Source organism: Ruegeria sp. D1(2025) (genome assembly GCF_056536425.1).
Window position 1 is genome coordinate 15,862 of the sequence record NZ_JBQFPO010000003.1, and the last position, 26,074, is coordinate 41,935.

The following is a 26,074-nucleotide window of genomic DNA, read 5'->3' on the forward strand; positions in this document are numbered from 1 at the left end:
ACTCGCAAGAAAACGCCTGTTTTTGTCCAAATGGTCAAAAAATATGTGCCGAGAGCAGCCGAACACCTTCCCTTTCACCTCGTCCCGTGCGATTTTGGCGCAAACCTCCCAAAGGACGTGATGATGGATACGCAGAGCTCAGAAAGCCCCGTGCGCACCGCGCATCTGCCGCAAGTGACAGAACCCAGAAACCCCGGCATGGAGCTGGACATGGACTGGGTGCGCGCCGTTCAGGCCAACACCTCGGCGATCGAGCGCCGCGCGGCGACGCTGCCCGGCCGACGTTCAGTCAAAAAGGAATATCAGGCGGCCTGGCTGCTCAAGGCGATCACCATGATCGACCTGACGACCCTGTCCGGCGACGACACCGTCGGCCGCGTGCGTCGCCTGTGCGCCAAGGCCCGGCAGCCTGTGGCACCTTCAGCTCTGCAAGCGCTGGATATGCCGCCGATCACCACAGGGGCGGTTTGTGTCTATCACGACATGATCGAAACTGCCGTGGACGCGCTGAAAGGAACGGGCATTCCGGTTGCGGCTGTCTCGACTGGTTTTCCCGCGGGTTTGTCACCCTTCCACCTGCGCGTGGCCGAGATTGAAGAAAGCGTGAAGGCTGGTGCCGAAGAGATCGACATCGTGATCTCGCGCCGTCACGTGCTGTCGGGCGACTGGCAGGCGCTGTACGAGGAAATGAAGGCCTTCCGCGTGGCTTGTGGCGATGCACATGTCAAAGCCATCCTTGCAACCGGAGAACTGGGCAGCCTGCGCAATGTCGCGCGCGCCTCGCTGGTCTGCATGATGGCCGGGGCGGACTTCATCAAGACCTCGACCGGGAAAGAAAGCGTCAACGCCACTTTACCCGTGTCGCTGGTGATGATCCGCGCGATCCGTGACTACTATGACCGCACCGGCTATCGGGTTGGCTACAAGCCTGCGGGCGGAATTTCGAAGGCCAAAGATGCGCTGGTGTACCTGTCGCTGATCAAGGATGAGCTGGGGGACCGCTGGCTGGAACCCGATCTGTTTCGCTTTGGCGCGTCATCGTTGCTGGGCGATATCGAACGGCAGTTGGAACACTATGTCACCGGGGCCTACTCGGCTGGTTACAGACATTCTATGGGCTGAGCCCCGTTTTGAAGTCTGGACAGTGAGTATTTGGGAAAAGATGAAGTCATGACAGTCAAAGAGATATTCGAAACCATGGACTATGGCCCCGCCCCCGAAAGCGCTGCTGAGGCGCTGGCCTGGCTGGTCGATCAGGGCGACAAGTTCGGTCACTATATCGATGGCGCCTTCACCAAGCCCGGCAAGGGCTTTGACAGCCGCAATCCAGCCACCGGAGAAGTGCTGGCCAGGCTGACGCAGGCCAAACAGGCAGACGTGGACGCCGCTGTTGCTGCCGCACGCGCGGCGCAGCCGAAATGGGAGAAACTGGGTGGCGCTGGACGTGCGCGGTATCTCTATGCCATTGCACGGCTTTTGCAGAAACATTCGCGCCTGTTTGCGGTTCTGGAGAGCCTGGACAACGGAAAGCCGATCCGCGAGTCGCGCGATATCGATATCCCTCTGGCGCAGCGGCATTTCTATTACCACGCGGGCATGGCGCAGCTGATGGAGAGCGAATTGCCCGGTGCCGAGGCGTTGGGGGTTTGCGGCCAGATCATTCCGTGGAACTTTCCCCTGCTGATGCTGGCGTGGAAAATCGCTCCGGCGCTGGCGATGGGGAATACGGTGGTTCTGAAGCCAGCCGAATACACCTCGCTGACTGCGCTGCTATTTGCCGATATCTGCTCGCAGGCGGGCCTGCCTAAAGGGGTGGTCAACATTGTAACCGGTGATGGTGCAGTGGGCGAGATGATCGTGGCGTCGGACGTTGACAAGATCGCCTTTACCGGCTCGACCGTCGTTGGCCGCCGGATCCGGGAAGCGACAGCTGGATCGGGCAAGGAACTGACGTTGGAACTGGGCGGAAAGTCCGCCTACATCGTGTTTGACGACGCCGATATCGACAGCGCCATCGAAGGTCTGGTTGACGCGATCTGGTTCAATCAGGGTCAGGTCTGCTGTGCGGGATCGCGCCTTTTGGTGCAGGAAGGCATTGCCGACCGCTTCCACGACAAGCTGCGCGCACGCATGGACGGTTTGCGCGTCGGCAATCCGCTGGACAAATGCATCGACGTGGGAGCCGTTGTGGACCCGGTTCAGTTGCAAACCATCAAGGGCATGGTCGAAAGCAACACGGCTGGTCATGTGCATCAGGCCGCTTGCGAGCTGCCCGCGAACGGCTGCTACTATCCTCCGACGCTGATCTCGGGGCTGGAGACGTCCGATCCGCTGATGCAGGAAGAGATCTTTGGTCCCGTGCTGGTGTCCTCGACCTTCCGCACGCCGGAAGAGGCGGTCGAACTGGCCAACAACACCCGCTACGGGCTGGCCGCGACTGTGTGGACCGAGAATGTGAACCTCGCACTGGACATCGCTCCCAAGCTGGTCGCGGGTGTGGTCTGGGTGAATGCCACCAACCTGTTCGACGCGGCAGCCGGATTCGGCGGCGTGCGCGAAAGCGGCTTTGGCCGTGAAGGCGGCTGGGAAGGTCTGGCGGCCTATACCAAACCCAAGGGCAAGGCCAAGCCACTGGCGAAGGTCGAAGCAACGACGGGCGAAGGCGCACCGGTCGACCCCATCGACCGCACCGCCAAGATGTATGTCGGCGGCAAGCAGGCGCGGCCCGATGGGGGTTATTCGAAACCGGTCTGGGGCAAATCCGGCCTGCTGGGTCATGTCGGCCTTGCCAACCGCAAAGACGTTCGCAATGCGGTTGAAGCTGCAGCGGGGGCCAAAGGCTGGTCAAAGACCACCGGCCATCTGCGCGCGCAAATCCTGTATTATATCGGTGAGAACCTCTCGGCCCGTGCTGATGAGTTCGCCGCTCGTATCGACGCCATGACCGGAAAGAAGGACGGCGCCAAAGAGGTTGAATCATCAATCCAGCGCCTGTTCACTGCCGCTGCCTGGGCCGACAAGTATGACGGTCAGGTGCACGGCGTTCCGATCCGCGGCGTGGCGATTGCCATGAAGGAACCCGTTGGCGTGATCGGTGCGCTCTGTGCGGATGAGACACCTTTGCTGGGTCTGGTCTCTGTAATGGCTCCGGCGATTGCGATGGGCAACCGCACGGTTCTGCTGGCCTCGGAGCCTTATCCTTTGGCGGCAACCGATTTCTACCAGATCCTCGAAACCTCGGACGTGCCCGCTGGTGTGGTCAACATCCTGACCGGCAGCCACGCGGAACTAGCGAAACCGCTGGCCTCGCATCTGAACGTCGATGCGGTCTGGTCGTTCTCTTCCACCGACCTGTCGAAAGAGATCGAGGTGGTCTCGGCCGGGAACCTGAAACGGACCTGGGTCAATAACGCGACGGCATTTGACTGGAGCATGGACCATTCCCGCCGCTTCCTGCAGGCTGCCACGGAAGTGAAGAACATCTGGGTGCCTTACGGCGAGTAGGGCTCCCGCATCTCGGGAGGCCTACATGGACTTTTCAGGAAAGACCGTCATCGTCATCGGCGGAACCAGCGGTATCAACCGGGGTATTGCCGAGGCCTTTGCGGCCTCGGGTGCCAGACTGGCCGTTGCCAGCCGGTCGCAGGAGAAGGTCGATGATACGGTTGCCGCACTGAAAGCTGCGGGCGCACAGGATGCCGTCGGTGCGGCGTTTGACGTGCGTGACCCTGAGGCTGTGGCTGAGGGCCTCAAGCAATTCCACGAGGCATTTGGAGATTTCGACGTTCTGGTGTCGGGCGCGGCGGGCAATTTCCCCGCCTTGGCGGCCGAGATGTCGGTCAATGCGTTCAAGACCGTAATCGATATTGATCTGATGGGCACGATCCACGTGATGAAGGGGGCCTATCCTTACCTCAAACGCCCCGGGGCCAGCATCATCAACATCTCGGCCCCGCAATCCTATCTGCCTTACGAAGGTCAGGCGCATGTCTGCGCCGCCAAGGCGGGCGTCGATCAGATCACCCGCACATTGTCGATGGAATGGGGTGTCGAGGGCATCCGCGTGAACTCGGTCGTGCCCGGATTCATCGAAGGCACAGAAGGGGCCAGACGTCTGGCCCCCACCGAAAACGCCCACGAAGAGCTTCGCAAGGACGTGCCCTTGGGCCGCTGGGGACAGCCGAAGGATGTGGCCAATGCCTGTCTGTTCCTCGGCTCTGACCTGGCCAGCTATATCAGCGGCACGGTTCTGGCCGTTGACGGAGCACTTTATCAGCGTGGGTCGGGTAAGTTCGGACAGATGATGGGTGAGATGTTGCGGAGCATGAAAAAGGGCTGAGCTTCGCTCAGCCCCTGATCATCAGTTTGTTGTTTCCAGACCGACCGGCTTGCCCACGACGGTAAAGTGCAGGCCTTCGGGGTCCAGCAGTTCGGATGCCACACGGTTCACATCCTCAAGCGTCACCGCATTCACCTTATCGTTGCGGGTGGCGATATAATCGATGGGCAGGCCTTCCATCTGCATCCCGACCATGATCCCGGCAATCTGGCCGTTGCCGTCAAAGCGCAGCGGATAGGCTCCTGTCAGGTAGGTCTTGGCGTCATCCAGTTCCTTCTGGGTCACGCCTTCGGACGCGGCGCGCGCCCATTCATCGCGAATCACCTCGACCGCTTCTGCGATCCTGTCATTGGCCGATGACACCGATCCCAGATAGACCGAGGCCAGATCCTTGGGCACCAGATAGGTTCCGACGCCATAGGTCAGGCCCCGTTTTTCGCGAACCTCCTGCATCAGGCGGCTTTCGAATCCGCCGCCACCCAGAATGTGGTTCAGAATAAAGGCGGGAAAGAAATCCGGATCGTCACGGTCAATCCCCTTCTGGGCAAACAGGGCGACCGATTGCGGGGTATCGAAATCAACGACGCTGATGCCGCCCGTGATTGAAACCTGCGCCTTGTCCGGGATCGGTTTGCCGGTTTCGGGCAGATCGGCCAGCAGCCTGTCCAGCAGTGCACCCAGGTCTTCTGCCGATATGTCGCCGACGGCCCCGACATACAGCCGGTCCCGGGCAAAGACGTTGTCGTAGGCCGCAACGATGTCGTCGCGCGTCAGGGCGGAAACGCTTTCGATCGTTCCTTTGCCCTCGGACCCGTAGGGATGGTCCCCATAGGCCATACGGGCAAAGCTGCGGCCAGCTATGTCGTTAGGATCGGTCTCGTCCGACCGCAAACCGGACAGTACCTGAGCGCGAACCCGGTCAATCGCGTCCTGATCGAAGCGGGGCTTATGAATCGTGGTGCGCAGCAGATCGATCACTTCATCCCGATTTTCGGTCAGAAACCGTGCCGAAATCGAAACCGTGTCATCGCTGGCGTTGTAGGTAAATGAGGCCGCAAGCGATTCCAGTTCTCGCGCGTAGGACCGCGCGTCCATGTCGCCCGCGCCTTCCTCGATCAGGCCGCTCATCAGATAGACCGCGCCACGCTTGTCCGGGTCATCCAGCGAGGTGCCGCCGCGAAACCGCAACTCCAACGCGGTGAAAGGGATCGATGGGTCCTCGACCAGCCAGGCCTTGATGCCGCCGGGCGAGGTGACTTCCTGGATCTCGATCTCGGCCCATGCAGGCATCGCAATGACCAAGGCGATCAGGGTTGCGAATATCCGTTTCATTGCGTCACCTCATCGTCACGCATCAGCCATCCGGTGACAGACGCTTCGGGCTGCAGCACTTCGCGGGCGGCCGCGATGATCTCTTCTCCGGTCACGGCCTGAAGAATGTCGGGCCAGGCCTGCACATCCTCGACCGTCAGACCGGTGGTCAGCGCGCGGCCATAGCGGTTGCCGATCCCGTCGACATTGTCGCGGGCATAGGTTTGGGCGGCACGCAGCTGCATCTTGATCCGGTCCAGATCCTCTGCGTTCACACCTTCGGCAATGAAGTCCGCAACCGCCTGATCCATCGCATCCTCAGCATCTTGCAGCGAGACGCCCTCGGCCGGGACGACCACCATATCGAAGGTCGTGTCATCCAGCGATACGCCCCGATAGAACGCGCCTGCATAGACGGCCATCTGCTTCTCGAACTGCAGTTTTTCATTGAGGTACGAGGTGGTGCCGCCGCCCAGCAATTCGGCCAGCAAATACAGCGCTGCGGCCTTTTCCTGAGCACCTGCGTCACGTTCCGGCGCCAGATAACTGCGCTGCAGGTAGGGCTGCGCCACGCGCGGATCCTTGAAGGTCAGGCGTCGTTCGGCGGTTTGCGGCGGCTCCTGTGAGCGGACCCGTTCAGGCAGGTCGGGGTTGGCCGGGATCACGCCATAGTATTTTTCGGCCAGAACGCGGACCTCCTCCGGGTCGACGTCACCCGTGACCACCAAAATCGCGTTGTTGGGCGAATAGTGTATCCGATAGAAGGAAAGCGCATCGTCCAGATCCAACTCCTCCATCTCGTGTTTCCAGCCGATGATCGGCACACCATACCGGTGGTTGAGATACTGCGCCGCGCCCATCTGCTCGCCGAAGAGGGCACGAGGGTTGTTTTCCGTGCGCTGGTTGCGTTCCTCTAGGATCACATCGCGTTCGGTTTCGATATCGGCTTCGGTCAGGCGGATGTTGCGCATCCGGTCCGATTCCATCTGCATCATCAGTTCCAGCCGGTCAGCGGCGACGCGCTGGAAATAGGCGGTGTAATCATACGACGTGAACGCGTTGTCATTGCCGCCATTGGCCGCCACGGTGGCCGAGAACTCTCCGGCCTCAAGCGTGTCGGTGGCCTTGAACAGAAGGTGTTCCAGGAAATGCGCCACGCCGGACGCGCCGATGGGCTCGTCCGCCGAACCGGCCCGATACCAGACCATATGCTGTACGACCGGGGCGCGATGATCCTCGACCACCACGACATCCATGCCGTTATCCAGTGTAAAAGTCGTGACTGCCTCCTGCCCTTCTTCGGCCAGAAGCGGGGTCGCGGTCATCAGGGCGGCAATCAACGCCAGTGCCCGAACCATGCGGCATCCTCCGTTTGGTTTATGCGTTTCAAACTACGGTGGCGCCGCGCGGGTTCAAGGGCGATGACGGAAAGTTAAGAATTATTCATCGGCAGGCGGGGCCGAGGGGGTCTCAATCCCTGCCGCGCGGGCTGCTTCGTTTTGTGCATTCGCGTTGATCGCCTGCCGCTCGTAAACCTGCTCATAGCGGTCAACCGGGAACAGTTTCAGACCAGTCCAGCGGCCACGGCGCTTGCGGAAATCCGCATCTTCCTGCGCCACGACCTGCCGCGTATTGGCCGGAACGCCATAACGGCTGGAGGCGGTGACCAGTGCCGCATCCGAAGACGGAATGCTGGTATTCGAGTTCAGCGCCGCCGCACTGCCCCCCAGCGCCACGACAGCATCCGCCTTGGGCGTCGGATCAACCAGATTGCCGCCGCCCGGTGTGGGGGCCGGCAGGAAGCTGTAATCTTTAGGCGCCGTCAGCGGCTTGACCGGCAGCACCGAAAACTCGTCCGGACCCGGTCCGGGTGGCTGAAGATCGCGCAGACCACGTTTGGAACAGCCCGCCACGGCAACGGCAAGTGTCAGTGCAAGTATGGCAAGCGGCATCCGCATTTGTGTCTCCAGCCTGTTTGAGGCGCTTTTATCGCATATCGTCCGGCGCGTCACGAGGGCTTTTTGCCGTCAAACAGAACAAGCCCCAGCGCTCCGGCAAAAATGAACACATCGGCCAGATTGAAGACAAACGGGTTTTCGATGCCACAACAGGACATGTTCAGGAAATCCAGGACATAGCCATAGAGAACCCGGTCCACCACATTTCCAAGCGCCCCGCCGATCAGCAAGCCGCCGCAAATCTGCATCAGCTTCGGCGGCGTCGTCCGCATCAACCAGATCAGAACGGCCGTGCAGATCACGACCGATATGCCAATCAGAAACCAGCGGGCTGCGTCCGTGTTCCCCTGAAACAGGCCAAAGTTAATCCCGCGATTCTCGCCGTACTTGAACACAAGCAGCGGCGGCAACACGTCGACACCCCCGGGCCTTTCGGCCACGCGCATCACATGAACGACCAGATATTTACTGATCTGGTCGATCAACAGTGCCGCCAGCGCGGCCCAGAGCAGCAGGCGATAACGCATCAGTGACGGAAATGGCGCATGCCGGTGAAGACCATTGCAAGGCCTGCCTCGTCCGCCGCAGCGATCACCTCGTCATCGCGCATCGAGCCGCCCGGCTGGATCACGCAGGTCGCGCCGGCTTCGGCGGCCTCCATCAGCCCGTCAGGGAAGGGGAAGAACGCATCGGACGCCACGGCCGAGCCAATGGTCAGCGGTTGCGGCAAGCCAAGCGCATCGGCCATTCGTTCGGCCTTCTTGGCGGCAATCATGGCAGAGTCCAAGCGGCTCATCTGGCCCGCGCCCACGCCCACGGTCGCACCGTCTTTGACGTAGACGATGGCGTTGGATTTGACGTGCTTGGCGACTTTCCAGGCAAACAGCAGGTCGCGCATCTGCTCTTCGGTCGGGGCCTTTTTGGTGACAACCTTCAGGTCATCCATTCCGATGAACCCATTGTCCTTGTCCTGCACCAGCAGGCCGCCGGCCACCTGACGCACGGTTTTACCACCGGCCGTTACATCCGGCAGGCCTTCGGTGGTCAGCAGACGCAGGTTTTTCTTGGCCGCGAAGATCGCCTTTGCCTCGTCCGACGCGCCGGGGGCGATCACGACCTCGGTGAAAATCCCGGTGATTTCCTGCGCAGTCTCGGCGTCGAGCGGCTGGTTCAGTGCCACGATCCCACCAAAGGCCGAAGTCCGGTCACAGTCGAAGGCTGACCTATACGCTTCCAGCAAGGTCGTGCCTGTGGCTACGCCGCAAGGGTTGGCATGCTTAATGATCGCACAGGCCGCACCTTTTGCCGGATCGAACTCGGCCACCAGTTCAAAAGCCGCGTCCGTGTCGTTGATGTTGTTGTAGCTCAGTTCCTTGCCCTGGTGCTGAACGGCAGTCGCCACACCCGGACGGTTGGTTCCATCAGTGTAGAAAGCCGCCTGTTGATGGCTGTTCTCGCCATAGCGCAGGGTCTGTTTCAGCTCACCCGCAAAAGATCGGCGCTTGGGCGCTTCAAGCTGCAGTGCGTCGGCCATCCAATTCGAAACCGCAGTGTCGTACGCCGCAGTGCGGGCGTAGGCCTTTTGCGCCAGCCACTGGCGGAACCCGTACGACGTCTTGCCGTAATTCTCTTCCAACTGATCCAGCAGCGAGGAGTAGTCCTCAACATCCACAACCACGTTCACGAAGGCGTGGTTCTTGGAGGCCGCGCGGATCATCGCAGGTCCGCCGATATCGATATTTTCGATACATTCGTCGTAACCAGCACCTTTGGCCACTGTCGCCTCGAACGGGTAGAGGTTCACCACCAGCAGGTCGATTGGACCGATGCCGTGTTCTTCCATCGCAGCAACGTGGGTGTCGTTGTCGCGTAGCGCGAGCAGCCCGCCATGCACCATCGGATGCAGGGTTTTCACACGGCCATCCATCATCTCGGGGAAGCCTGTGATCTCACTGACGTCCTTCACCTCAAGCCCTGCCTCGCGCAGCGCCTTGGCCGTGCCGCCGGTCGACAGCAACTCGACTCCGCGCTCGGCCAGCGCCTTTCCCAGCTCGATCAGCCCGGTCTTGTCGGAAACGGAAAGCAACGCGCGGCGCACGGGGTGAAGGTCGGTCATGGGTCCAAAGGTCCTTTTGGCGTCAGTCAAACTCGGGCTCGTCCCGGTGCAGATCGCGCACGGCATAGGCTGTATCCTGTGCCTTGCTCAGCGTCCACCGGATGCGGGTCGCATACTCCATTGCGCGCCCGGATAGAACGATCTGTTTTGTCGCGCGCGGCTTCAAACGCCCTTTCTCAAGGTAAACGCTTGGCTCGACTGACAATTTTCCCGCGCCATCATGGCGAAAAACCCAGATCTCACCGCTTTTGAGAGCCATCGACACCGCAGCGCCCCCCAAATCCAGCGCCGCATCCACGTCGGGGTGCAGGTGAAACCGGATATCAAACGCGATCCCCGACAGGCCCGAGGCATCCATCGCCTTGTCAAACTGCCGCTTCGCCTTGTCGGTTGCGGTCAGCAAAATGTCCTCACCCACAAGTTCACGGCCGTCAAAACGCAGTTCAAAAGTACGGGCGTGGGTCAGACCAAACACTTTTGCGTACCCGTCATGACCAGCCATGAAGCGGGTTCCTTCAAAACCGGCCTCAACCTCGGTCAGGACCTGCGAGGGCGCATCGACCAGCGCTTCGTTTTCAGTGCCCGGGGCCGGATCGGTCAGGCGGGCGCTGGAATACCCGTCCAGGCAAAGGGTAGAATGCGAAGGGGTCGCCCGCCCGGCCCGACGCCACTCGAGCCCGAAACTAGCGCCGGACCCGCAATTCACGACCAGAGGCCTGCGTCCGGATGTCAGCTCAAACGCCAGGGTGGAAGCGTGCGCGTTATAGGATGCAGCCCCTTTGGGCGGTGCGCTGGCATCGATGATCACGCTGGTTCGTGCGGCGTAGAGACGGGCATATCCCATTGACAGCCCGGTTGAATTGTCCGGCTTCACGCCACTTTGCGCCAGGGCCTGATCCAGCCGCCCTTCGAGGCCGCGCCCGCCACCATGAAACCGGGCCAGCGCGCCGTCCGAATGGCGCAGGCTGCGCAGGGTCGGTGCAATGCGTCTGATCGCGTTCAGCTGAGATCCCGGCGTCCCCCGGCCCAGTTCACTCAGCGCAGCAGACGTCCAGGACAGAAGCGTAAAAACCTCAAGCAATTCTTCGGGGTTCCGGGTGCTGATCCCGCCCTGCTTATCCACCTGCCGCTCGCATTCCCGCGACAATGCGCTGAGGGCCGGATCGGCCAGACTCTCCAATCCCTCCAGCGCCAGACCGGCCTGCACCAGACCGGTCAACGCTTCGAACCGGGGCAGGCCCGGCGTCGCGGCGTGCCAGCGTTTGGACAGATACCACGTTTGCTGCGCCAGAGAGCGGAAGAACAGCCTGCTGTGCTGCTCGTCCACGCCGCGCAACAGGAAAATGGCGTGGTTGATCCAGCGGATCACCCGGCGACCTGTCAGGTCGGGCGCCCAGCCGGGTCCCTGCCCCCTGCCATGTGTCGCGATCCAACCCCAGACCCAACGCTGGGCTTTTTCCCGCGCGCGCATGTCTCCAACTGCGGCCAGATCGTCCAACCAAGCAAATCCGTGACGCTCATTGTCAAAACCGGCGCTGGGCGCTGCGACATCCCACAGCCCGGTATCCTGCGCCTCGACCAAGTAACCGGCGAACAGCAGGTTCCCGGCCACCAGCTGCCTGCCGCGCGCGAATGAGCCGACAGCGCGGGGTTCGGGCTGGCTGACAAATCCGGTGACGGCCTTCTGCCGCTGGCTGAGGCGCGCGTAGAAACGGTTCTGAAACCGCATCCACCGGTTGGCCATGGTGTCCGACTTCGACATGACGCTTGTTTCTCTGCCCCTTGCGCTCTGCTGGCGCCTGAGACCCAACGATAGACCGGGCGGCGCGTCAAGTCATCGAAAAGCGTGCCTTCAGGCGGATTTGTTCAGGCAGGCGATATAGAACCCGTCCACGCCGCCCCGATCCTCCCAAAAGTCTGGCCGCAGGCGCAACCCGCCTTCCTGTGTGATCCAGTCGGAATCGACACCTTCGATGCCCAGCGCGCCTCGGTCGATCTGCATATCGGGATATTGTTCCAGCGCCTCTTCGACCTGCACCTCGCCTTCATCCGGCAGCAGCGAGCAGGTGCAATAGACCAGCCGCCCGCCGGGTTTCAGAAGGGTCCAGGCATGGGCCAGCATCTGGGCCTGCAATTCGATCAGCCCGCCAAATTCCGAACCATCCTTTGCAAAGGGCAGGTCAGGGTGCCGACGAATGGTGCCCGTGGCGGAACAGGGGGCATCCAGCAGGATGGCATCATACTGTCCCTGATGCTCCAACGCGTCGCCGGCGATGACCTTCGCTGACAAACCGGTGCGGGCAAGGTTTTCGCGCACCCGCTCCAGCCGCCCTTCCGAGATGTCCAGCGCGGTGACGTCTGCCCCTGCCGCCGCCAGTTGCAACGTCTTGCCGCCGGGGGCGGCACAAAGGTCCAGAATTTGCTCACCCGCTTTCGGCGCCAGTACCCGCACGGGCAAGGCCGCCGCTGCATCCTGTACCCACCACGCGCCCCGGTTATATCCGGGCAGGGTCGATACCTGGCCTGCATCGTGAACGCGCATTGAACCCGTTGGCAAAGCCTCACCGGGTCCGGTCGCGCCGGGCTTCAGCGTGATGTCCAGCGGCGCGCCGTTGAAATGAGCCACCTCCATGCCCGCAACGGCATCGGGACCCCAGGCCATGATCAGCGGTTCCCGCAGCCACTCCGGCAGGCGCGGCACTCGCATTCTTGGCCAGGCGTCCGGGCCTTCGGCGGCGACTTTACGCAGCACGGCGTTCACCAAGCCCTTTAGGCGTCCATGCTTGCGCGACCGGCCTACGATCTCGACCATGGAGTTGACGACACCATGTGCCGCCTCGCCGTGACACAACTCGACTGCGCCAAGACGCAAGGCGTTATGGACAGTCAGCGCCGGTGTCCGGTTCAGGTGATTGTCCAGCAGGCGGTCCGCCCGTTCCAACCCGCGCAACGTTTGCAGCGCAAGACGCTGAGCCCTTGCACGGTCCTCGGGTTCAAGACGATCCAGCGCGCCTGCGGCCAGGCATTCCGACAGCAATCGCCCTTCTCCCAAAATCTGATCCAGCAGATAGATCGCGCTGCGCCGCGCCGCTGTTGCGCTGTCAGACATGGATTCGCCTTTCCTGTGACCCAAGCCCGCATTGCCAAGGGCGGACGCGGGCGTATATCAAGCCCATGCACGGAAAGGAACCCGATGTCATGACCGATCAGCGCAAAGACCTGCCGCCTGCTGCCCAGCGCGCGCTGGCCGAAGCCGAAGAACGCCGCAAGAAGGCCGAGACCGAAGCCAAGGGAATGCCAAAGGAACTGGGCGGGCGCGACGGCCCCGACCCGGCCCGCTATGGCGATTGGGAGAAAAAAGGCATCGCCATCGATTTCTGATCGTTCAGCCCCGCAAAGCCTGCAGAAAATCAGCGATCAGCGCGCGCTGCTTGTTCGATTTCGCACGCTCTTCGGGCCATGTCAGCCAATAGCCATCCTTGGTCGGCAACTCGGGCAGATCCAGCCTGCACAATCGTCCCGCATGTAAGTCCGAATGGGCCAGAGGCACCGAACCCAGCGCCACGCCGATCCCCTGCCGAGCTGCCGAAATCGCGTGCTCCATTGAATCGAGACTGATCTTTGACGGCGGCAATTCCGCATTGTCCGTCTTGCGCGCCCAGTCCCGCCATGCCGGTCGTTCCCCGCGCAGATCAATCAGCGGCGCGCCCCATTCGACACCCGGCGCGGCCATCGGCACCAGAACCTCACGCGCGATCAGCGCCGCATCGCGCCCGGGCCAGGTTCCGCGGCCGTAGCGGATTTGCAGCCATGTCCGCTCCTCGTCCAGCGACGACCGGCGCGCAACCGAGTCGGTCATCACCCGCACCTTGGGCCGCACCTCCTGAAACCGCGCGACGGCCGGCAGAACCAGTGCGTGGATGTTCGAGGACAGGCCCGCGACACGCAGCTCTCGCGGGGATTTGCCGAACAGATCTTCTGTATTTCGCTCCAGTGCCTGCAGGCTGTCTTGCACCAGCGGCAGGTAACTTTCGCCTTCAACAGTCAGGGACACGCCGCGCGCTTCGCGCACGAACAATGTTCGGCCCAGCCAGGATTCAAGGTTGCCGATCCGCTGGCTTACCGCCGCCTGCGTCAGGCCAAACTCACGCGCGGCGGCTGAAAACCCGCCAAGACGCCCGGCGGCCTCGAACACGCGCAGCCAATCCAAAGGGGGCAGACCGACTTTCTTTCTATCCATTAGTTTTTCCGGGCCTCAGCAGAAAGAAGGATTAATTGTATTAATGCCACAAGCACCGTATCTCCTCAACCAAAGCCGCGCTGAACAGGAGATTCCCAATGCTGCGCACCGCCACTTTCTCCCCTTCCGTCGTAACTGTCACTTTTGCCGACGCGTCCCAATCGCGCTTTCACGCCATCTGGCTGCGTGACAACGCGCTGGACCCCGACACCCGCGCGCCGGGCAACGGACAACGTCTGATCACCATCGGTGACATTCCCGCAGATGTTTCGGTCAGTGCGGCGGAAATTGTCGGCGGCGATCTGCAGGTCACGTTCCAGCCCGAAGACAAGACCGTTTCCTTCCCGGCCGACTGGCTGGCCGACCACGACTATGATCACGATCACGGCGGTGCAGTCGGGCGCGTCGCGCACGGCATCACAACCTGGGAACGCGGCATGGAGGCGCCTTCTGGCGACTGGACTGCGGTTCACGTCAACCCCGGTGCCAAACGGGACTGGCTGGCCGCAGTGGCCGAGTTCGGTTTTGCCAAACTGACCGGCGGTCCCGCCGAACCGGAATCGCTGCTGAAAGTGGCCGATCTGTTCGGTTACGTCCGCGAAACAAACTACGGCCCCTATTTCGAGGTCCGGACCGAGGTGAACCCCACCAACCTTGCCTATACCGGCCTTGGTCTGCAGGCCCATACCGACAATCCCTACCGTGATCCGGTTCCGACGCTGCAAATCCTCTATTGCCTGGAAAACAGCGCCGAAGGCGGTGACTCGATCGTGGTCGATGGCTTCCGGGCCGCTGAAAAGCTGCGGGACCTGAATCCTGAAGGTTTCGCCCTGCTGGCGGGCTATCCGGCGCGGTTCGAGTATAAGGGTTCGGACGGTGTCTGCCTGCGCTCACGCCGCCCGATGATCGAGCTTTCGCCTGACGGAGAACTGATCAGCATCCGCTTTAACAACCGCTCATCCGCGCCGTTTGTGGATGTGCCGTTCGACAAGATGGAAGCCTACTACGCCGCCTATCGGCAGTTCGGTGAAATCATCGACGACCCGGCCATGGGCGTGTCGTTCAAGCTGGAACCGGGCGAAAGCTTTATCGTCGACAACACCCGCGTGCTGCACGCCCGTCTGGGCTATTCCGGTGCCGGATCACGCTGGCTGCAGGGGTGTTATGCCGACAAGGATGGATTGCTGTCCACTCTAGCCGCGATGGAGATGGCACAACCGGAGGCGGCGGAATGAAACCCGATTTCTCGACCTTGAACCGCGACAATATCGTGGCCTTCATCGGTGATATTTTCGAGCGCCGTGGCGGAGAGGAGTATTTGGGGGAACCCGTCACCATGGCTCAGCACATGTTGCAGGGCGCCACGATTGCCGAGCAGAACGGCCAGACCGAAGAGATCATCGTCGGAGCATTGCTGCACGATATCGGCCATTTCACGTCCGAATTCGGCACCTATCATCCCGACGACACCGAGGATCGCCACCACGAGGACGCTGGTGCCGAGGTGCTGGAGCAGTTTTTTCCGTCGGTCATCACCGATTGTTGCCGCTATCACGTCGCGGCCAAGCGCTATCTCTGCGCCACCAAGCCCGAATACTTCAACCGCCTGTCCGCCGCGTCGGTCCACACGCTGGAACTGCAGGGCGGACCCATGAGTGCCGATGAAGTGGCAGAGTTCGAGGCCAACCCGAACCTGAAAGAGATTATTCAGGTGCGGTATCTGGATGAGGCGGGCAAGCGTGCCGACATGGAAACTCCGGGATTCGCCCATTTCGCACCGATGGTGCAGCGTATGGTCGACAGACATTTGGGGGCATCATGAACGCGCCGGAATACATCTTCGAAGCGAGCTCCAAGCCGTCACTGCCATGGCATGAGGTTCCGCTGATCCGGGCGACAGAGCAGTCGGTAAAAGGCTACGGCTGCCTGGTCGATGATCCTGATACGTTCGAAATCGAAATCGTCCGCTGGCCGCAACAGGGTTGGCGGCCGATCGACGACGGCACCGGTGACGAAGGTGGCTGGGTCGAGGGCACATTCCATGGGGAATGGAAGGGTGATGTGCTTTATGGTCGAAACGAGGCCGTCAATGGTCACTATGTGCTTGGCTGGTCGACCGATCCGCAGCAAGCGCAATCGCAACAGCAAACCGCGCCGCGCGATCAGGTGTTGTTGTGGCACATGAACTATCACCCGGATGGCGGGCAGATGTTCTGGCCGCTGGATAACAGACCGTTCATCGTGCCTGCCGCGCTGCCCGGCGATAACCTGACCCCCGACAAGGTGGTGGCGTTTTGGTGCGACGGCTCGCGCGGTCTTTATATCCATCCCGGCATCTGGCACGAGGGGATTTTTCCCGTTGAGGACAATCAACGGTTCCTGGACCGTCAAGGCAAAGTCCACGCCCGGGTCAGCGCTGACATCGGGAAGGAATTCGGCGTCTACCTCGCCTGCCCGCTGCGTGCGAACAAAATCAGGAATCTGTGACCAACGCCCGCTGATGGTCGTTACGTCGCCCTGAAATCCAAACCTGCACGGCCAGCAGATAGGGAAGAAAGAACGCGAAATTCTGCGCCAGATCAAAAGGGCCCGAAAAATCGGGCTCTGACCCAAGGCCTCCGGTCAGCAGGTACCATAATGTGTAGTGCACACGGTATAACCAAGACCCAAGCGCCAGCCAAAACAGTCGCAATCCCCACGCCCAGTGACCAGCGCGATCACCTGCCATTGCCTTTTGGGCCAGCATCAGAGCCGAAACAAACAGGCACAGGCCATAGAGGAAGAAGCCCACAGACATCACCGGGCCACCAATCGTTTCCCGCAACAGGATATAGGCCATTCCCGCCGCGCCTGTGATCAATGCCAGCGAAATCAGAACAGAACCCAATGCACGGTGAAATCGGTTGAATCCAAGCCGAAGCCTTTTGATCAGTTGCAGCGGCACCAATGCCACCAGCACCGTTCCGGCCAGTATGTGCACCATCATCATCGTATTGCCGATGCTCTGACCGTCGGCAAACAAATAGCTGCGCTGGGCTGCATCGTCAGACAGCCCAATACCGATCATGCCAAACCCATGCACCAGAAAAGGCAGCAGCGTCAGGTAAAACGCCACGAGCAACAGGCCGGACGCCACTGGGGATTTCAGGATACGCATACCCGGACTTTAGCGCCGGCTTGCGACCTGTCTACGGGTCAGAGCCCCAGCACATCCACCATGTCATACTGACCGGGCGCCTTGCCCTGCCCCCACAGCGCCGCCTTCAGCGCACCGCGTGCAAAGATGGCGCGGTCCGAGGCAAGATGGCGCAATACGATGCGTTCGCCGGGGGCTGCGAACAGTACGTCATGCTCGCCGACAACGTCCCCGCCCCGAATGGCGTGGAACCCAATGTCACCGCGCTTGCGCGCGCCGGTAATGCCGTCGCGGCCCCGGTCGGACACATCGGCCAGATTGACGCCCCGTCCTTCGGCGGCCGCCTCGCCCAACATCAGCGCGGTACCTGAAGGTGCATCGACCTTGTGGTGATGATGGCCTTCGATGATCTCGATATCGAAATCCTCATCCAGCGCGGCGGCAACCTTTTTGGTCAGTTGTACCAGCAGGTTGACCCCCAGACTCATGTTACCGGCCCGCACGATTACGGCATGGCGCGCGGCCGGTTCCAGCGCCGCGATCTGTTCTTCGGTCATGCCGGTGGTGCCGATCACGTGCACGCAACGCGCTTGCGCTGCCAGGGCGGCAAATTCCAGCGTCGCCTCGGGTGCGGTGAAATCGATGACAGCCTGCGCCTGCGCGAAAGCCTCGAGCGGGTCATCGGTCACGGCCACGCCCAGCGCCTGCCCACCCATCGCCTCGCCGACATCCTGACCGATCCAGTCGTGGCCGTTACGCTCGACCACGCCGACCAGACGAACCTGATCACTGTCCGTTACGGTCTTGATCAGCATCTGCCCCATACGGCCCGAAGCCCCTGTGATGACGATCCCCGGAATATGGGTCATTGCGCTGGTCCTTTCGCGTTGCCTGCCGGATGGTCGGCTCAAAGCCTCCTACCCCGTTCGCGCCCGCTTGGCAAAGCCCCGCTTTGCGCTTAGATCGGGGTTTATGGCAAAGAACAAATTCCACGATGGCCCCGGCCCGTCCCAACGACAGCTGCGCGTCGGCGAGCTGATCCGCCGCACCCTGTCCGAGGTTCTGGCGCGCGGAGATGTCCACGACCCCGACCTGAATCGCATGTCGATCACCGTGGGCGAGGTGCGCACCTCGCCCGATCTGAAGATTGCCACTGCCTACGTGCTGCCGCTGGGCGGCAAAGGGCAGGAGGACGTGATCGCGCTGCTCGCCCGCAACAAGGGTGAGCTGCGGCGCATGGTCGGCAAGAAGGTCGGTCTGAAATTCTCGCCCGATCTGCGGTTCCGGCTGGACGACACGTTCGACCGGCTGGACGACACCCGCCGCATGTTCGATCAGGACGCGGTGCGCCGCGATCTGGACGAGTGATCCGCCCCGCCGTCTCGCTGATCGCGGCCTTCTGGGCCGCGCAAGCCTCTGCGGTGACCTGTGAGAAGCTGACCCATGAGAGCAAGCGGTACACCGTCTGCGAGGTGGATGCCGCGAACGAAGATCTGCGTCTGTTTCTGAACGATGAAAACGGCGAGCTGCTGGGGCACTTCTCTTCCGTCAATGATGCACTGAAACCGGGCGGCAAACGGCTTGCCTTCGCGATGAATGCGGGCATGTATCACGAAGACCGCTCACCTGTCGGTCACTATGTCGAAGACGGCCAGGAACAGATGCGCGTGATCGCCAATCCGGGCCCCGGCAATTTCGGTCTGTTGCCCAATGGCGTGTTCTGCATTCGCGAGGGGCGCGCCGACGTATTCGAGACACTGGATTTCGTCGATCAGGTTCCCGACTGCCGTTTTGCCACACAATCCGGCCCGATGCTGGTCATCAACGGAGAGCTGCATCCGCGCTTCCTGCCCGATTCGACCTCGCTCTATGTGCGCAACGGTGTGGGCACCAGTGCCGACGGCACCCGCGCTGTGTTTGCAATTTCGGATGATTACGTCACTTTCCACGAGTTCGGCGGCCTGTTCCGGGATCTTCTGGGTACGCCCAACGCGCTGTTCTTCGACGGCAATATCTCTCGGATGTATGACCGGGCGAACAAACGGTCCGATGTCGGGTTTTCGCTGGGGCCAATCGTCGGCGTGGTCGAGGATGCGCCAGCAAATTGACAGCAGTGAGGCGATCCGCTAACCCGCGCGCCTCAGCAATCTTCTAGGTGCAGTATGGGACGCAAACGCAAGGGCCGCGATATTTCCGGTTGGCTGGTGGTGGACAAGCCCGCGGGCATGACCTCGACCGCAGTGGTCAACAAGGTGCGTTGGGCGATGGATGCAAAAAAGGCGGGCCATGCAGGTACACTTGACCCTGAAGCGACCGGTGTTCTGGCCGTAGCTCTGGGCGAGGCGACCAAGACCGTTCCCTACATCACCGATGCTTTGAAAGCCTATACTTTCACCGTGCGTCTGGGTCAGGCCACCAACACCGACGATGCCGAAGGCGAGGTGATCGCTGAAAGTCCCGCGCGCCCCTCGGATGACGACATCAAACAGGCACTGGCCCCGTTTCTGGGTGACATCATGCAGGTGCCGCCCAAGTTCTCAGCCGTGAAGATCGACGGCCAGCGCGCCTACAAGCTGGCCCGCGACGGCGAGGATGTGGACCTGTCCGCCCGCCCGTTATGGGTCGAGGAACTGGTACTTGTCGACCGCCCCGACGAAGATCACGTCGTGCTGGAAATGACATGCGGCAAGGGCGGCTACGTCCGTTCGATCGCACGCGATCTGGGCGAGGCACTGGGCTGTCACGGCCACGTCAGAGAGCTACGCCGCATCTGGTCCGGCCCGTTCGAGGCCGAAGACGGACTGAGCATCGAACAGATCGATGAAATGGCCAAGACCGAGGCACTGGACGATTACCTGCACCCGCTGGAGACCGGCCTGTCCGACCTGCCCGAGCTGAAATGCACCCCCGAAGGTGCTACCCGCCTGCGCAATGGCAATCCGGGCATGGTTCTGGCATCGGACGTTGAATACGGCGATGAGGCTTGGGCCTCACTGGATGGCAAGGCTGTGGCCGTGGGCATCTACAAATCCGGCGAATTGCATCCCAGCCGCGTGTTCGTCGATAGCTGAGCGATGTTCCCCCAACTCGGTTTTGTCGCTACGGTCGGATTACCGATTGCAACGATGGGGGTTCACGTTGGAAAACGATGCGGTCTTCCAATACCTGAAGCTGTTTCTTGAAAACATCTCGATCTGGTCGCTGATCGCCCTGGGGCTGGTCATATGGATCATCCGCAAGCCCGAGCGCCTTAAGGCGATCCCACGCTACATTTCGTCCGCAAAGCTTGGCGAGTTCGAAGTTCAGCTTCGTGAAGTCAAACAAAAGCTCGACGAAACAGAGGCGCATGTCGCCGAGTTGGAAGAGGAAAACGCGCGTCTGAACACGTTGTATTCGGCCTTCGACATTCACGCGCCGGTGTCCGAACTGGAAGAAACCCGGCAGTCGCTGAAAGTCCTGGCGGGGAACCTGCACGATACGGCGCCGATCCATGACGGGTTGAAACCCGGCGCGGACCCTGCAGATGTTTACGTGGCCGCCGAGATTTTGCGGACAAACAGGGACCTGACCTTCTATGACGTTTTGGTTGCCGTCATCGCCCGCATCGCGGCGCACCCAAAACTGGAAGGCCTGCGGTATCATACGGTCTGGACACTGGCTTCGGCGCTGCATCGGATGACATTGGCAGCCGTCAAGCACAGCGACGTGCCCAAAGTCACCAAGGACCAGTTGGGGGCGGCCAGGAACGCGCTCACGCTTCTGCGTGACAATCCGCATGTGCAGCTTGATTGTCCCACAAATCCGAAACAGGGCATACGCGGGCCAGCAGGATATGCCTTGAACTGGGTCGACAAAGGTTTGGACAAATACACCGACCGCTGAGCTTGCGCTTGCGAAAGCCGGCGCAATTGGTCACTAACCCATCATGATCACCCGTTCCCACACCAAAGGCGACGCGCCCTCGACCGCCGTGTATTCCGATTGCGAGAACTATCGCTATAGCCTGACACGCATCTGGGATCCGACGGGGCGCAAGGCGCTGTTCGTCATGCTGAACCCATCGACCGCGACCGAGGTACAGAACGACCCAACGGTGGAACGGTGCGAACGTCGGGCGCGGGCATTGGGGTTCGGCGCATTTCAGGTGACCAACATCTTTGCCTGGCGCGACACCGACCCGCGCAAGATGCGAGCCGCCCCCGATCCGGTCGGACCCGAGAATGACGCGGCCATTCTGGACGGTGTCCAATGGGCCGACCAGGTCATCGCCGCCTGGGGCACCCACGGCGCACATCTTGAGCGTGGCCCTGCCGTTGAAAACCTGCTGCGCGGAACCGGCCAGCCCCTGTTTCATCTTGGGCTGACAAAAGACGGGCATCCCAAGCATCCCCTCTACATCGCCTACTCTCAGCAGCCCCAAGCGTGGTGACAAAAGGTTAACCACACCCTCAGGCTTGCTTTGACCAAACTTCTGAATCCATGGGATATTTCACCAGGCTTTCGGAGGATTTTCATGTTTCTGATCGGTTTGCTTGGACTGGCGGCCGTGGGCGGTGCCGCCTACGCGGTCAGCGATATCTTTTCGTCCGAAGATGAAGAATCAGATAACGACGTCGCACTGGATCAGCCGGATGACGCTGGCCAGGGGGCGTTTCTGGAAATCGACGACAATGTCGATGACCCGGCCCCTCCCGAGGTTGAAGACCTGCCCACCGGAACTGAAGAACCCGAGTTCGAGGGCACTGAAGTCCCCGAAACGGGCGATGACACCGAGACGCAAACAGACGCGTCCGGGGATGATCCGATTGACGTTCAGGACAACAATTTGATCATCGAAGGCAGCCATGAGGACGACATGTTGTTCGGGGACACCGGCAACGACATCGTGTCCGGTGCGGAAGGCGATGACCTGATTCATGGCATGGATGGGGATGATCTTCTGAATGGCGATTGCGGGGATGACGAGCTTTACGGACATGGCGGTTCGGACGAGATGCACGGTGGGCAGGGTGACGACACGCTTATTGGTGGGCAAGGTGATGACATTCTGACCGGCGGGGAAGGCGATGATGTGCTGCAGGGCGGCTATGGCAATGACACGCTAAGCGGCGGGGCCGGTGAAGACGTCGTTTTCGGCGGCGATGGCGATGATCTTATTTCAGGCGACGATGGCGACGCGGAGCAATCAGCAGACTTCCTGAACGGTGGCGCAGGGGAAGACACGATTCTGGCGGAAAGCGGCGATATCGTCACTGGCGGACAGGACGCGGATACATTTGTTCTGAGCCCCGAGGACGACGACGATCAGGTCACAGTGATGGATTTTCAGCCAGGGCAGGACAAGTTGCTGATGTCCTGGAATGACGTTGAAGAACCCAATATTCGCCTGGAAACCGACGCCGAAGACGAAAATCTGATCCGGGTGATGGTCAACGGGCAGGATGTGGCGCATCTGCTCGGCGCCGAAGGTATCACGGCAGATGATATCCAATTCATGACCGAAGCAGAACTGGAATAGCTGGGCCTTCCGGACTGAGCCAGGAGATTCCCTTTGCCATTTGCCGCAAATGCGCCTATACGCGCGCATCCGCATCGGAATCGGTGCGGTTTTCTCCATGGGCCTGCGCTGGACGACATCCCGGCCTGCGCCATTCACTCTAACCTTTCAAAGGAGACCCCGATGTCGATCACTGCCGCTGAAAAAACACGCGTCATGAAAGAATTCGCAACCAAAGAGGGCGACACCGGTTCGCCTGAAGTCCAGGTTGCCATCCTGACCTCGCGCATCAACACCCTGACCGAGCACTTCAAGACCCACAAGAAAGACAACCACGGTCGTCGTGGTCTGCTGAAGATGGTTGCTCAGCGCCGTAAGCTGCTGGACTACCTGAAAGGCAAGGAAGAAGCGCGTTACCAGGACCTGATCAAAAAGCTGGGCATCCGCCGCTAATCGCTTTTGCATTTGTTTCAAACGCCCGCCATTTTGGCGGGCGTTTTTTGTTGTGGCCATCGAACCTCTTTTTTCAAAGCGGTCGACCCACGCATTTGACATTGCCAATGGGTTGAGGTGTATCCACCTGCACAACTTAAGGTTATGCCAAAAGCCTGTTTAATGCTTCTAATTCTGAACTCAATCGCGCTGTCGCTCCGCGTCACTCCCCGCATGGTTTTTCCCACCCTTGCGATCAGCCTCGCCTCAATAGTTGTGTGGATGGTTCTAGATATTTTCACCCTCGGGCTGGCCGGTCATGTCAGCGAGCCGATTACAAGGGCCTTCATCAGCCTGTTCGGGATACGCGCTGCTCTGGCATTGAAGGGGGAAACGCGGCGCACGGATTACAGGGCTTTGGTTCTGTATTCGGTAATGTACGGGTTGTTCTTTGCGGCGGCACTGTGGTGCCTGTCCTTCATCGTGAACCTGTCCGCTACCTTGTTTGCCATCTGGCAGGCGGGTGAGCCCTTCTCTTGGAGCGCGCTGCAAAATGCCGCCGAAAGCACGCAGGTCTCGTTCGCGCTAATCGCAGTGGGCACCAAGTGCCACAACCGCGCCGACGGCAGAGCCCGCGCAAGACATCCGCGCGCTGCGCAAATCGCGCGAACGGTCTTTCTAAACGCTTTCGGCACCCTTTCGCTATCGGCATCCGGTTTCCCTTCCCTTCGAGCCAAAACTCATGTATGCGCGCGGGTATCTGAGACGTTGTGCCCTGACCCCGGCACTCGAATGGAAGATAAAGTGGGGTCGGCGGCAATGGGGCCGCCATGCAAACGGGAGACCCGGAGGGCCGGGAGTGCTCCCTTCTAGGATACGCATATGTTTGATGTAACAAAGAAATCGATTCAGTGGGGCGAGGAGACGCTTACACTGGAAACCGGCAAGGTTGCCCGTCAGGCCGACGGCACAGTGATCGCCACGCTGGGCGAAACCAGCGTCATGGCGAACGTAACCTTTGCCAAGCAACAAAAGCCCGGTCAGGATTTTTTCCCGCTGACCGTGCACTACCAAGAGAAATACTATGCCGCCGGTAAGGTTCCGGGTGGCTTCTTCAAGCGCGAGGCGCGCCCGACCGAGAAAGAGACGCTGACCGCGCGTCTGATCGACCGTCCGATCCGCCCGCTGTTCGTTGACGGCTTCAAGAACGAAGTTCTGGTGATGTGCACCGTGCTGAGCCACGATCTGGTCAACGATCCCGACATCGTTGCGATGATCGCTGCTTCGGCTGCTCTGACCATCTCGGGCGCGCCGTTCATGGGCCCGATCGCTGGTGCCCGCGTTGGTTTCGTGGATGGCGAATACGTCCTGAACCCGACCGTGGACGACATGCAGGACCTGCGCCTGAACCCCGAACAGCGTCTGGATCTGGTTGTCGCCGGCACCAAGAACGCCGTGATGATGGTGGAGTCCGAAGCATACGAGCTGTCCGAGGCCGAAATGCTGGGCGCCGTGAACTTTGCGCACGAGCAGATTCAGCCGGTTCTGGACCTGATCATCGATCTGGCCGAAGAAACCGCTAAAGAGCCGTTCGATTTCCAAGCGCCCGATTATTCGGACCTCTACGCCGCTGTTGCCGCAGCCGGTGAAGAGCAAATGCGCGCCGCCTTCGCGATCACAGACAAGCAGGAGCGCACCGCCGCTGTTGCCGCTGCCCGTGAAGCGATCAAGGAAGCGTTGACCGAGGAACAGCTGGAAGACGCGAACCTGGGTTCCGCGATGAAAAAGCTGGAAGCTGGCATCCTGCGCGGCGACGTCGTCAAAGGCGGCAAGCGCATCGACGGCCGTTCGACCACCGATGTCCGCGCCATCGAAGCCGAAACCTCGCTGCTGCCGCGTACGCATGGCTCCGCCCTGTTCACCCGTGGTGAAACGCAGGCGCTGGCCGTGACCACGCTGGGCACTGGTGACGATGAGCAGTTCATCGACGCGCTGCACGGCAACTTCAAATCGAACTTCCTGCTGCACTACAACTTCCCTCCGTATTCGGTTGGCGAAGTTGGCCGCGTCGGTTCGCCCGGCCGTCGTGAGATCGGCCACGGCAAGCTGGCATGGCGCGCGCTGCAGGCTGTTCTGCCTGCGCCGACCGACTTCCCCTACACCATCCGCGTGGTGTCGGAGATCACTGAATCCAACGGCTCGTCCTCGATGGCGTCTGTCTGCGGCGGTTCGCTGTCGATGATGGATGCAGGCGTTCCGCTGAAAGCGCCGGTTGCCGGTGTGGCCATGGGCCTGATCCTGGAAGATGACGGCGAGTACGCTGTTCTGACCGACATTCTGGGTGACGAAGACCACCTGGGCGACATGGACTTCAAGGTGGCGGGTACCGCAAACGGCATCACCTCGCTGCAGATGGACATCAAGGTCGCAGGCATCACGCCGCAGATCATGGAAACTGCTCTGGCACAGGCCAAAGAAGGCCGGATGCACATCCTGGGCGAGATGGGCAAAGCGCTGTCCGAGACCAACGAATTCTCGGTCCACGCTCCGCGCATCGAGACCATGAACATCCCGACCGACAAGATCCGTGAAGTGATCGGCTCGGGCGGCAAGGTCATCCGCGAGATCGTCGAGGTTTCGGGTGCCAAGGTCGACATCAACGACGACGGCGTCATCAAGATCGCCTCGCCGGATGGTGAATCGATCAAGAAGGCCTATGACATGATCTATTCGATCGTGGCCGAGCCGGAAGAAGGTCAGGTCTATACCGGTAAGGTGGTCAAGATCGTCGACTTCGGTGCCTTCGTGAACTTCTTTGGCAAGCGCGACGGCCTGGTGCACGTGTCCCAGATCGAAAATCGCCGCCTGAACCATCCGTCGGATGTTTTGAAGGAAGGTCAGGAAGTGAAGGTCAAGCTGCTGGGCTTTGACGATCGTGGCAAGGTTCGCCTGTCGATGAAAGTCGTCGATCAGGAAACCGGTGAAGAGATCGTCCCCGAGAAGAAAGAAAAGAAAGAGGAAAGCGCAGAGTAATCTGCCCCTTTT

General features: G+C 60.8%; 26 protein-coding genes. 16 read left to right on the forward strand and 10 right to left on the reverse strand.

The window, feature by feature from the left end:
* Nucleotides 1-123: 123 nt before the first annotated feature.
* Genes deoC through ACR1XU_RS09485 form a run of 3 tightly spaced genes read left to right on the forward strand, consistent with a single transcriptional unit; the run spans nucleotide 124 to nucleotide 4,339 of the window.
* Entirely contained in the window at nucleotides 124-1,122 is a 999-nt protein-coding gene (gene deoC, locus ACR1XU_RS09475; protein ID WP_480905948.1) for a deoxyribose-phosphate aldolase, read from the forward strand.
* 48 nt (nucleotides 1,123-1,170) lie between these two features.
* Nucleotides 1,171-3,504 (forward strand): aldehyde dehydrogenase family protein, encoded by a 2,334-nt coding sequence (locus ACR1XU_RS09480; protein WP_170679826.1) that lies wholly within the window; start codon nucleotides 1,171-1,173, stop codon nucleotides 3,502-3,504.
* A gap of 25 nt (nucleotides 3,505-3,529) precedes the next feature.
* Complete coding sequence (locus ACR1XU_RS09485) at nucleotides 3,530-4,339, forward strand: SDR family oxidoreductase (RefSeq protein WP_480905952.1); 810 nt, start codon at nucleotides 3,530-3,532, stop codon at nucleotides 4,337-4,339.
* Nucleotides 4,340-4,360: 21 nt separating this feature from the next.
* Here the strand turns inward: ACR1XU_RS09485 and ACR1XU_RS09490 are convergent, their stop codons facing one another.
* From ACR1XU_RS09490 to ACR1XU_RS09520, 7 genes are all read right to left on the reverse strand, one after another.
* Nucleotides 4,361-5,671, reverse strand: a complete 1,311-nt coding sequence (locus ACR1XU_RS09490; protein WP_480905955.1) for a M16 family metallopeptidase — start codon at nucleotides 5,669-5,671, stop codon at nucleotides 4,361-4,363.
* Nucleotides 5,668-7,008: a M16 family metallopeptidase gene (locus ACR1XU_RS09495; RefSeq protein ID WP_480905958.1), complete on the reverse strand. Its 1,341-nt coding sequence runs from the start codon at nucleotides 7,006-7,008 to the stop codon at nucleotides 5,668-5,670. Before ACR1XU_RS09495 ends, ACR1XU_RS09490 begins: the two co-directional genes overlap by 4 nt.
* An 81-nt stretch (nucleotides 7,009-7,089) precedes the next feature.
* Nucleotides 7,090-7,608, reverse strand: coding sequence for a DUF3035 domain-containing protein (locus tag ACR1XU_RS09500; RefSeq protein ID WP_170613092.1), 519 nt, complete (start codon nucleotides 7,606-7,608; stop codon nucleotides 7,090-7,092).
* Between the two features lie 50 nt (nucleotides 7,609-7,658).
* Complete coding sequence (lspA, locus tag ACR1XU_RS09505; protein WP_170613090.1) at nucleotides 7,659-8,135, reverse strand: signal peptidase II; 477 nt, start codon at nucleotides 8,133-8,135, stop codon at nucleotides 7,659-7,661.
* A complete protein-coding gene (purH, locus tag ACR1XU_RS09510; protein ID WP_480905961.1) occupies nucleotides 8,135-9,724 on the reverse strand; it encodes a bifunctional phosphoribosylaminoimidazolecarboxamide formyltransferase/IMP cyclohydrolase in 1,590 nt (529 codons plus the stop codon). Before purH ends, lspA begins: the two co-directional genes overlap by 1 nt.
* Before the next feature lie 22 nt (nucleotides 9,725-9,746).
* The gene (locus ACR1XU_RS09515) at nucleotides 9,747-11,486 is read right to left on the reverse strand and encodes a heparinase II/III family protein (RefSeq protein ID WP_480905964.1); all 1,740 of its coding nucleotides are present in this window, start codon (nucleotides 11,484-11,486) and stop codon (nucleotides 9,747-9,749) included.
* Between the two features lie 90 nt (nucleotides 11,487-11,576).
* Nucleotides 11,577-12,833, reverse strand: a complete 1,257-nt coding sequence (locus tag ACR1XU_RS09520) for an RsmB/NOP family class I SAM-dependent RNA methyltransferase (RefSeq protein ID WP_480905967.1) — start codon at nucleotides 12,831-12,833, stop codon at nucleotides 11,577-11,579.
* An 89-nt stretch (nucleotides 12,834-12,922) separates the two neighbouring features.
* Here ACR1XU_RS09520 and ACR1XU_RS09525 point away from each other — a divergent pair, with 89 nt between their 5' ends.
* Nucleotides 12,923-13,105 carry a DUF1674 domain-containing protein gene (locus ACR1XU_RS09525; RefSeq protein WP_480905970.1) on the forward strand — a complete coding sequence of 61 codons (183 nt, stop codon included), beginning with the start codon at nucleotides 12,923-12,925 and terminating at the stop codon, nucleotides 13,103-13,105.
* A gap of 4 nt (nucleotides 13,106-13,109) precedes the next feature.
* Here the strand turns inward: ACR1XU_RS09525 and ACR1XU_RS09530 are convergent, their stop codons facing one another.
* Nucleotides 13,110-13,964 carry a LysR family transcriptional regulator gene (locus tag ACR1XU_RS09530; RefSeq protein ID WP_170806996.1) on the reverse strand — a complete coding sequence of 285 codons (855 nt, stop codon included), beginning with the start codon at nucleotides 13,962-13,964 and terminating at the stop codon, nucleotides 13,110-13,112.
* A 98-nt stretch (nucleotides 13,965-14,062) separates the two neighbouring features.
* On the opposite strand from ACR1XU_RS09530, the gene tmpA reads away from it, so the two are divergent.
* Genes tmpA through ACR1XU_RS09545 form a run of 3 tightly spaced genes read left to right on the forward strand, consistent with a single transcriptional unit; the run spans nucleotide 14,063 to nucleotide 16,451 of the window.
* Nucleotides 14,063-15,199: a 2-trimethylaminoethylphosphonate dioxygenase gene (gene tmpA / locus ACR1XU_RS09535; RefSeq protein WP_480905973.1), complete on the forward strand. Its 1,137-nt coding sequence runs from the start codon at nucleotides 14,063-14,065 to the stop codon at nucleotides 15,197-15,199.
* Nucleotides 15,196-15,786: a (R)-1-hydroxy-2-trimethylaminoethylphosphonate oxygenase gene (tmpB, locus tag ACR1XU_RS09540; RefSeq protein ID WP_480905977.1), complete on the forward strand. Its 591-nt coding sequence runs from the start codon at nucleotides 15,196-15,198 to the stop codon at nucleotides 15,784-15,786. The genes tmpA and tmpB overlap by 4 nt, the downstream gene beginning before the upstream one ends.
* The gene (locus ACR1XU_RS09545) at nucleotides 15,783-16,451 is read left to right on the forward strand and encodes an ureidoglycolate lyase (protein WP_480905981.1); all 669 of its coding nucleotides are present in this window, start codon (nucleotides 15,783-15,785) and stop codon (nucleotides 16,449-16,451) included. The genes tmpB and ACR1XU_RS09545 overlap by 4 nt, the downstream gene beginning before the upstream one ends.
* Here the strand turns inward: ACR1XU_RS09545 and ACR1XU_RS09550 are convergent.
* Nucleotides 16,438-17,121 (reverse strand): DUF2306 domain-containing protein, encoded by a 684-nt coding sequence (locus tag ACR1XU_RS09550; RefSeq protein WP_480905983.1) that lies wholly within the window; start codon nucleotides 17,119-17,121, stop codon nucleotides 16,438-16,440. The two genes, ACR1XU_RS09545 and ACR1XU_RS09550, sit on opposite strands and share 14 nt — an antisense overlap.
* A 38-nt stretch (nucleotides 17,122-17,159) precedes the next feature.
* Nucleotides 17,160-17,969 carry a 4-hydroxy-tetrahydrodipicolinate reductase gene (dapB, locus tag ACR1XU_RS09555; protein ID WP_170679858.1) on the reverse strand — a complete coding sequence of 270 codons (810 nt, stop codon included), beginning with the start codon at nucleotides 17,967-17,969 and terminating at the stop codon, nucleotides 17,160-17,162.
* A 103-nt stretch (nucleotides 17,970-18,072) separates the two neighbouring features.
* Here dapB and rbfA point away from each other — a divergent pair, with 103 nt between their 5' ends.
* From rbfA to pnp, 9 genes are all read left to right on the forward strand, one after another.
* Nucleotides 18,073-18,468, forward strand: a complete 396-nt coding sequence (rbfA, locus tag ACR1XU_RS09560; RefSeq protein ID WP_170613070.1) for a 30S ribosome-binding factor RbfA — start codon at nucleotides 18,073-18,075, stop codon at nucleotides 18,466-18,468.
* On the forward strand, nucleotides 18,465-19,208 hold the full coding sequence (locus ACR1XU_RS09565) for a phosphodiester glycosidase family protein (RefSeq protein ID WP_480813809.1): 744 nt from the start codon (nucleotides 18,465-18,467) through the stop codon (nucleotides 19,206-19,208). The genes rbfA and ACR1XU_RS09565 overlap by 4 nt, the downstream gene beginning before the upstream one ends.
* Nucleotides 19,209-19,262: 54 nt before the next feature.
* The gene (gene truB, locus ACR1XU_RS09570; protein WP_170807001.1) at nucleotides 19,263-20,171 is read left to right on the forward strand and encodes a tRNA pseudouridine(55) synthase TruB; all 909 of its coding nucleotides are present in this window, start codon (nucleotides 19,263-19,265) and stop codon (nucleotides 20,169-20,171) included.
* A 46-nt stretch (nucleotides 20,172-20,217) separates the two neighbouring features.
* On the forward strand, nucleotides 20,218-20,982 hold the full coding sequence (locus ACR1XU_RS09575; RefSeq protein ID WP_480905988.1) for a hypothetical protein: 765 nt from the start codon (nucleotides 20,218-20,220) through the stop codon (nucleotides 20,980-20,982).
* 43 nt (nucleotides 20,983-21,025) lie between these two features.
* The gene (locus tag ACR1XU_RS09580) at nucleotides 21,026-21,529 is read left to right on the forward strand and encodes a DUF1643 domain-containing protein (RefSeq protein WP_170613062.1); all 504 of its coding nucleotides are present in this window, start codon (nucleotides 21,026-21,028) and stop codon (nucleotides 21,527-21,529) included.
* 84 nt (nucleotides 21,530-21,613) lie between these two features.
* Nucleotides 21,614-22,618: a calcium-binding protein gene (locus ACR1XU_RS09585; RefSeq protein ID WP_480905990.1), complete on the forward strand. Its 1,005-nt coding sequence runs from the start codon at nucleotides 21,614-21,616 to the stop codon at nucleotides 22,616-22,618.
* 162 nt (nucleotides 22,619-22,780) lie between these two features.
* Nucleotides 22,781-23,050: a 30S ribosomal protein S15 gene (gene rpsO, locus ACR1XU_RS09590; protein ID WP_170613058.1), complete on the forward strand. Its 270-nt coding sequence runs from the start codon at nucleotides 22,781-22,783 to the stop codon at nucleotides 23,048-23,050.
* 162 nt (nucleotides 23,051-23,212) lie between these two features.
* The gene (locus ACR1XU_RS09595; protein ID WP_480905993.1) at nucleotides 23,213-23,902 is read left to right on the forward strand and encodes a hypothetical protein; all 690 of its coding nucleotides are present in this window, start codon (nucleotides 23,213-23,215) and stop codon (nucleotides 23,900-23,902) included.
* Nucleotides 23,903-23,911: 9 nt separating this feature from the next.
* Entirely contained in the window at nucleotides 23,912-26,062 is a 2,151-nt protein-coding gene (pnp, locus tag ACR1XU_RS09600; RefSeq protein WP_170613054.1) for a polyribonucleotide nucleotidyltransferase, read from the forward strand.
* The last annotated feature ends 12 nt before the right edge of the window (nucleotides 26,063-26,074 follow it).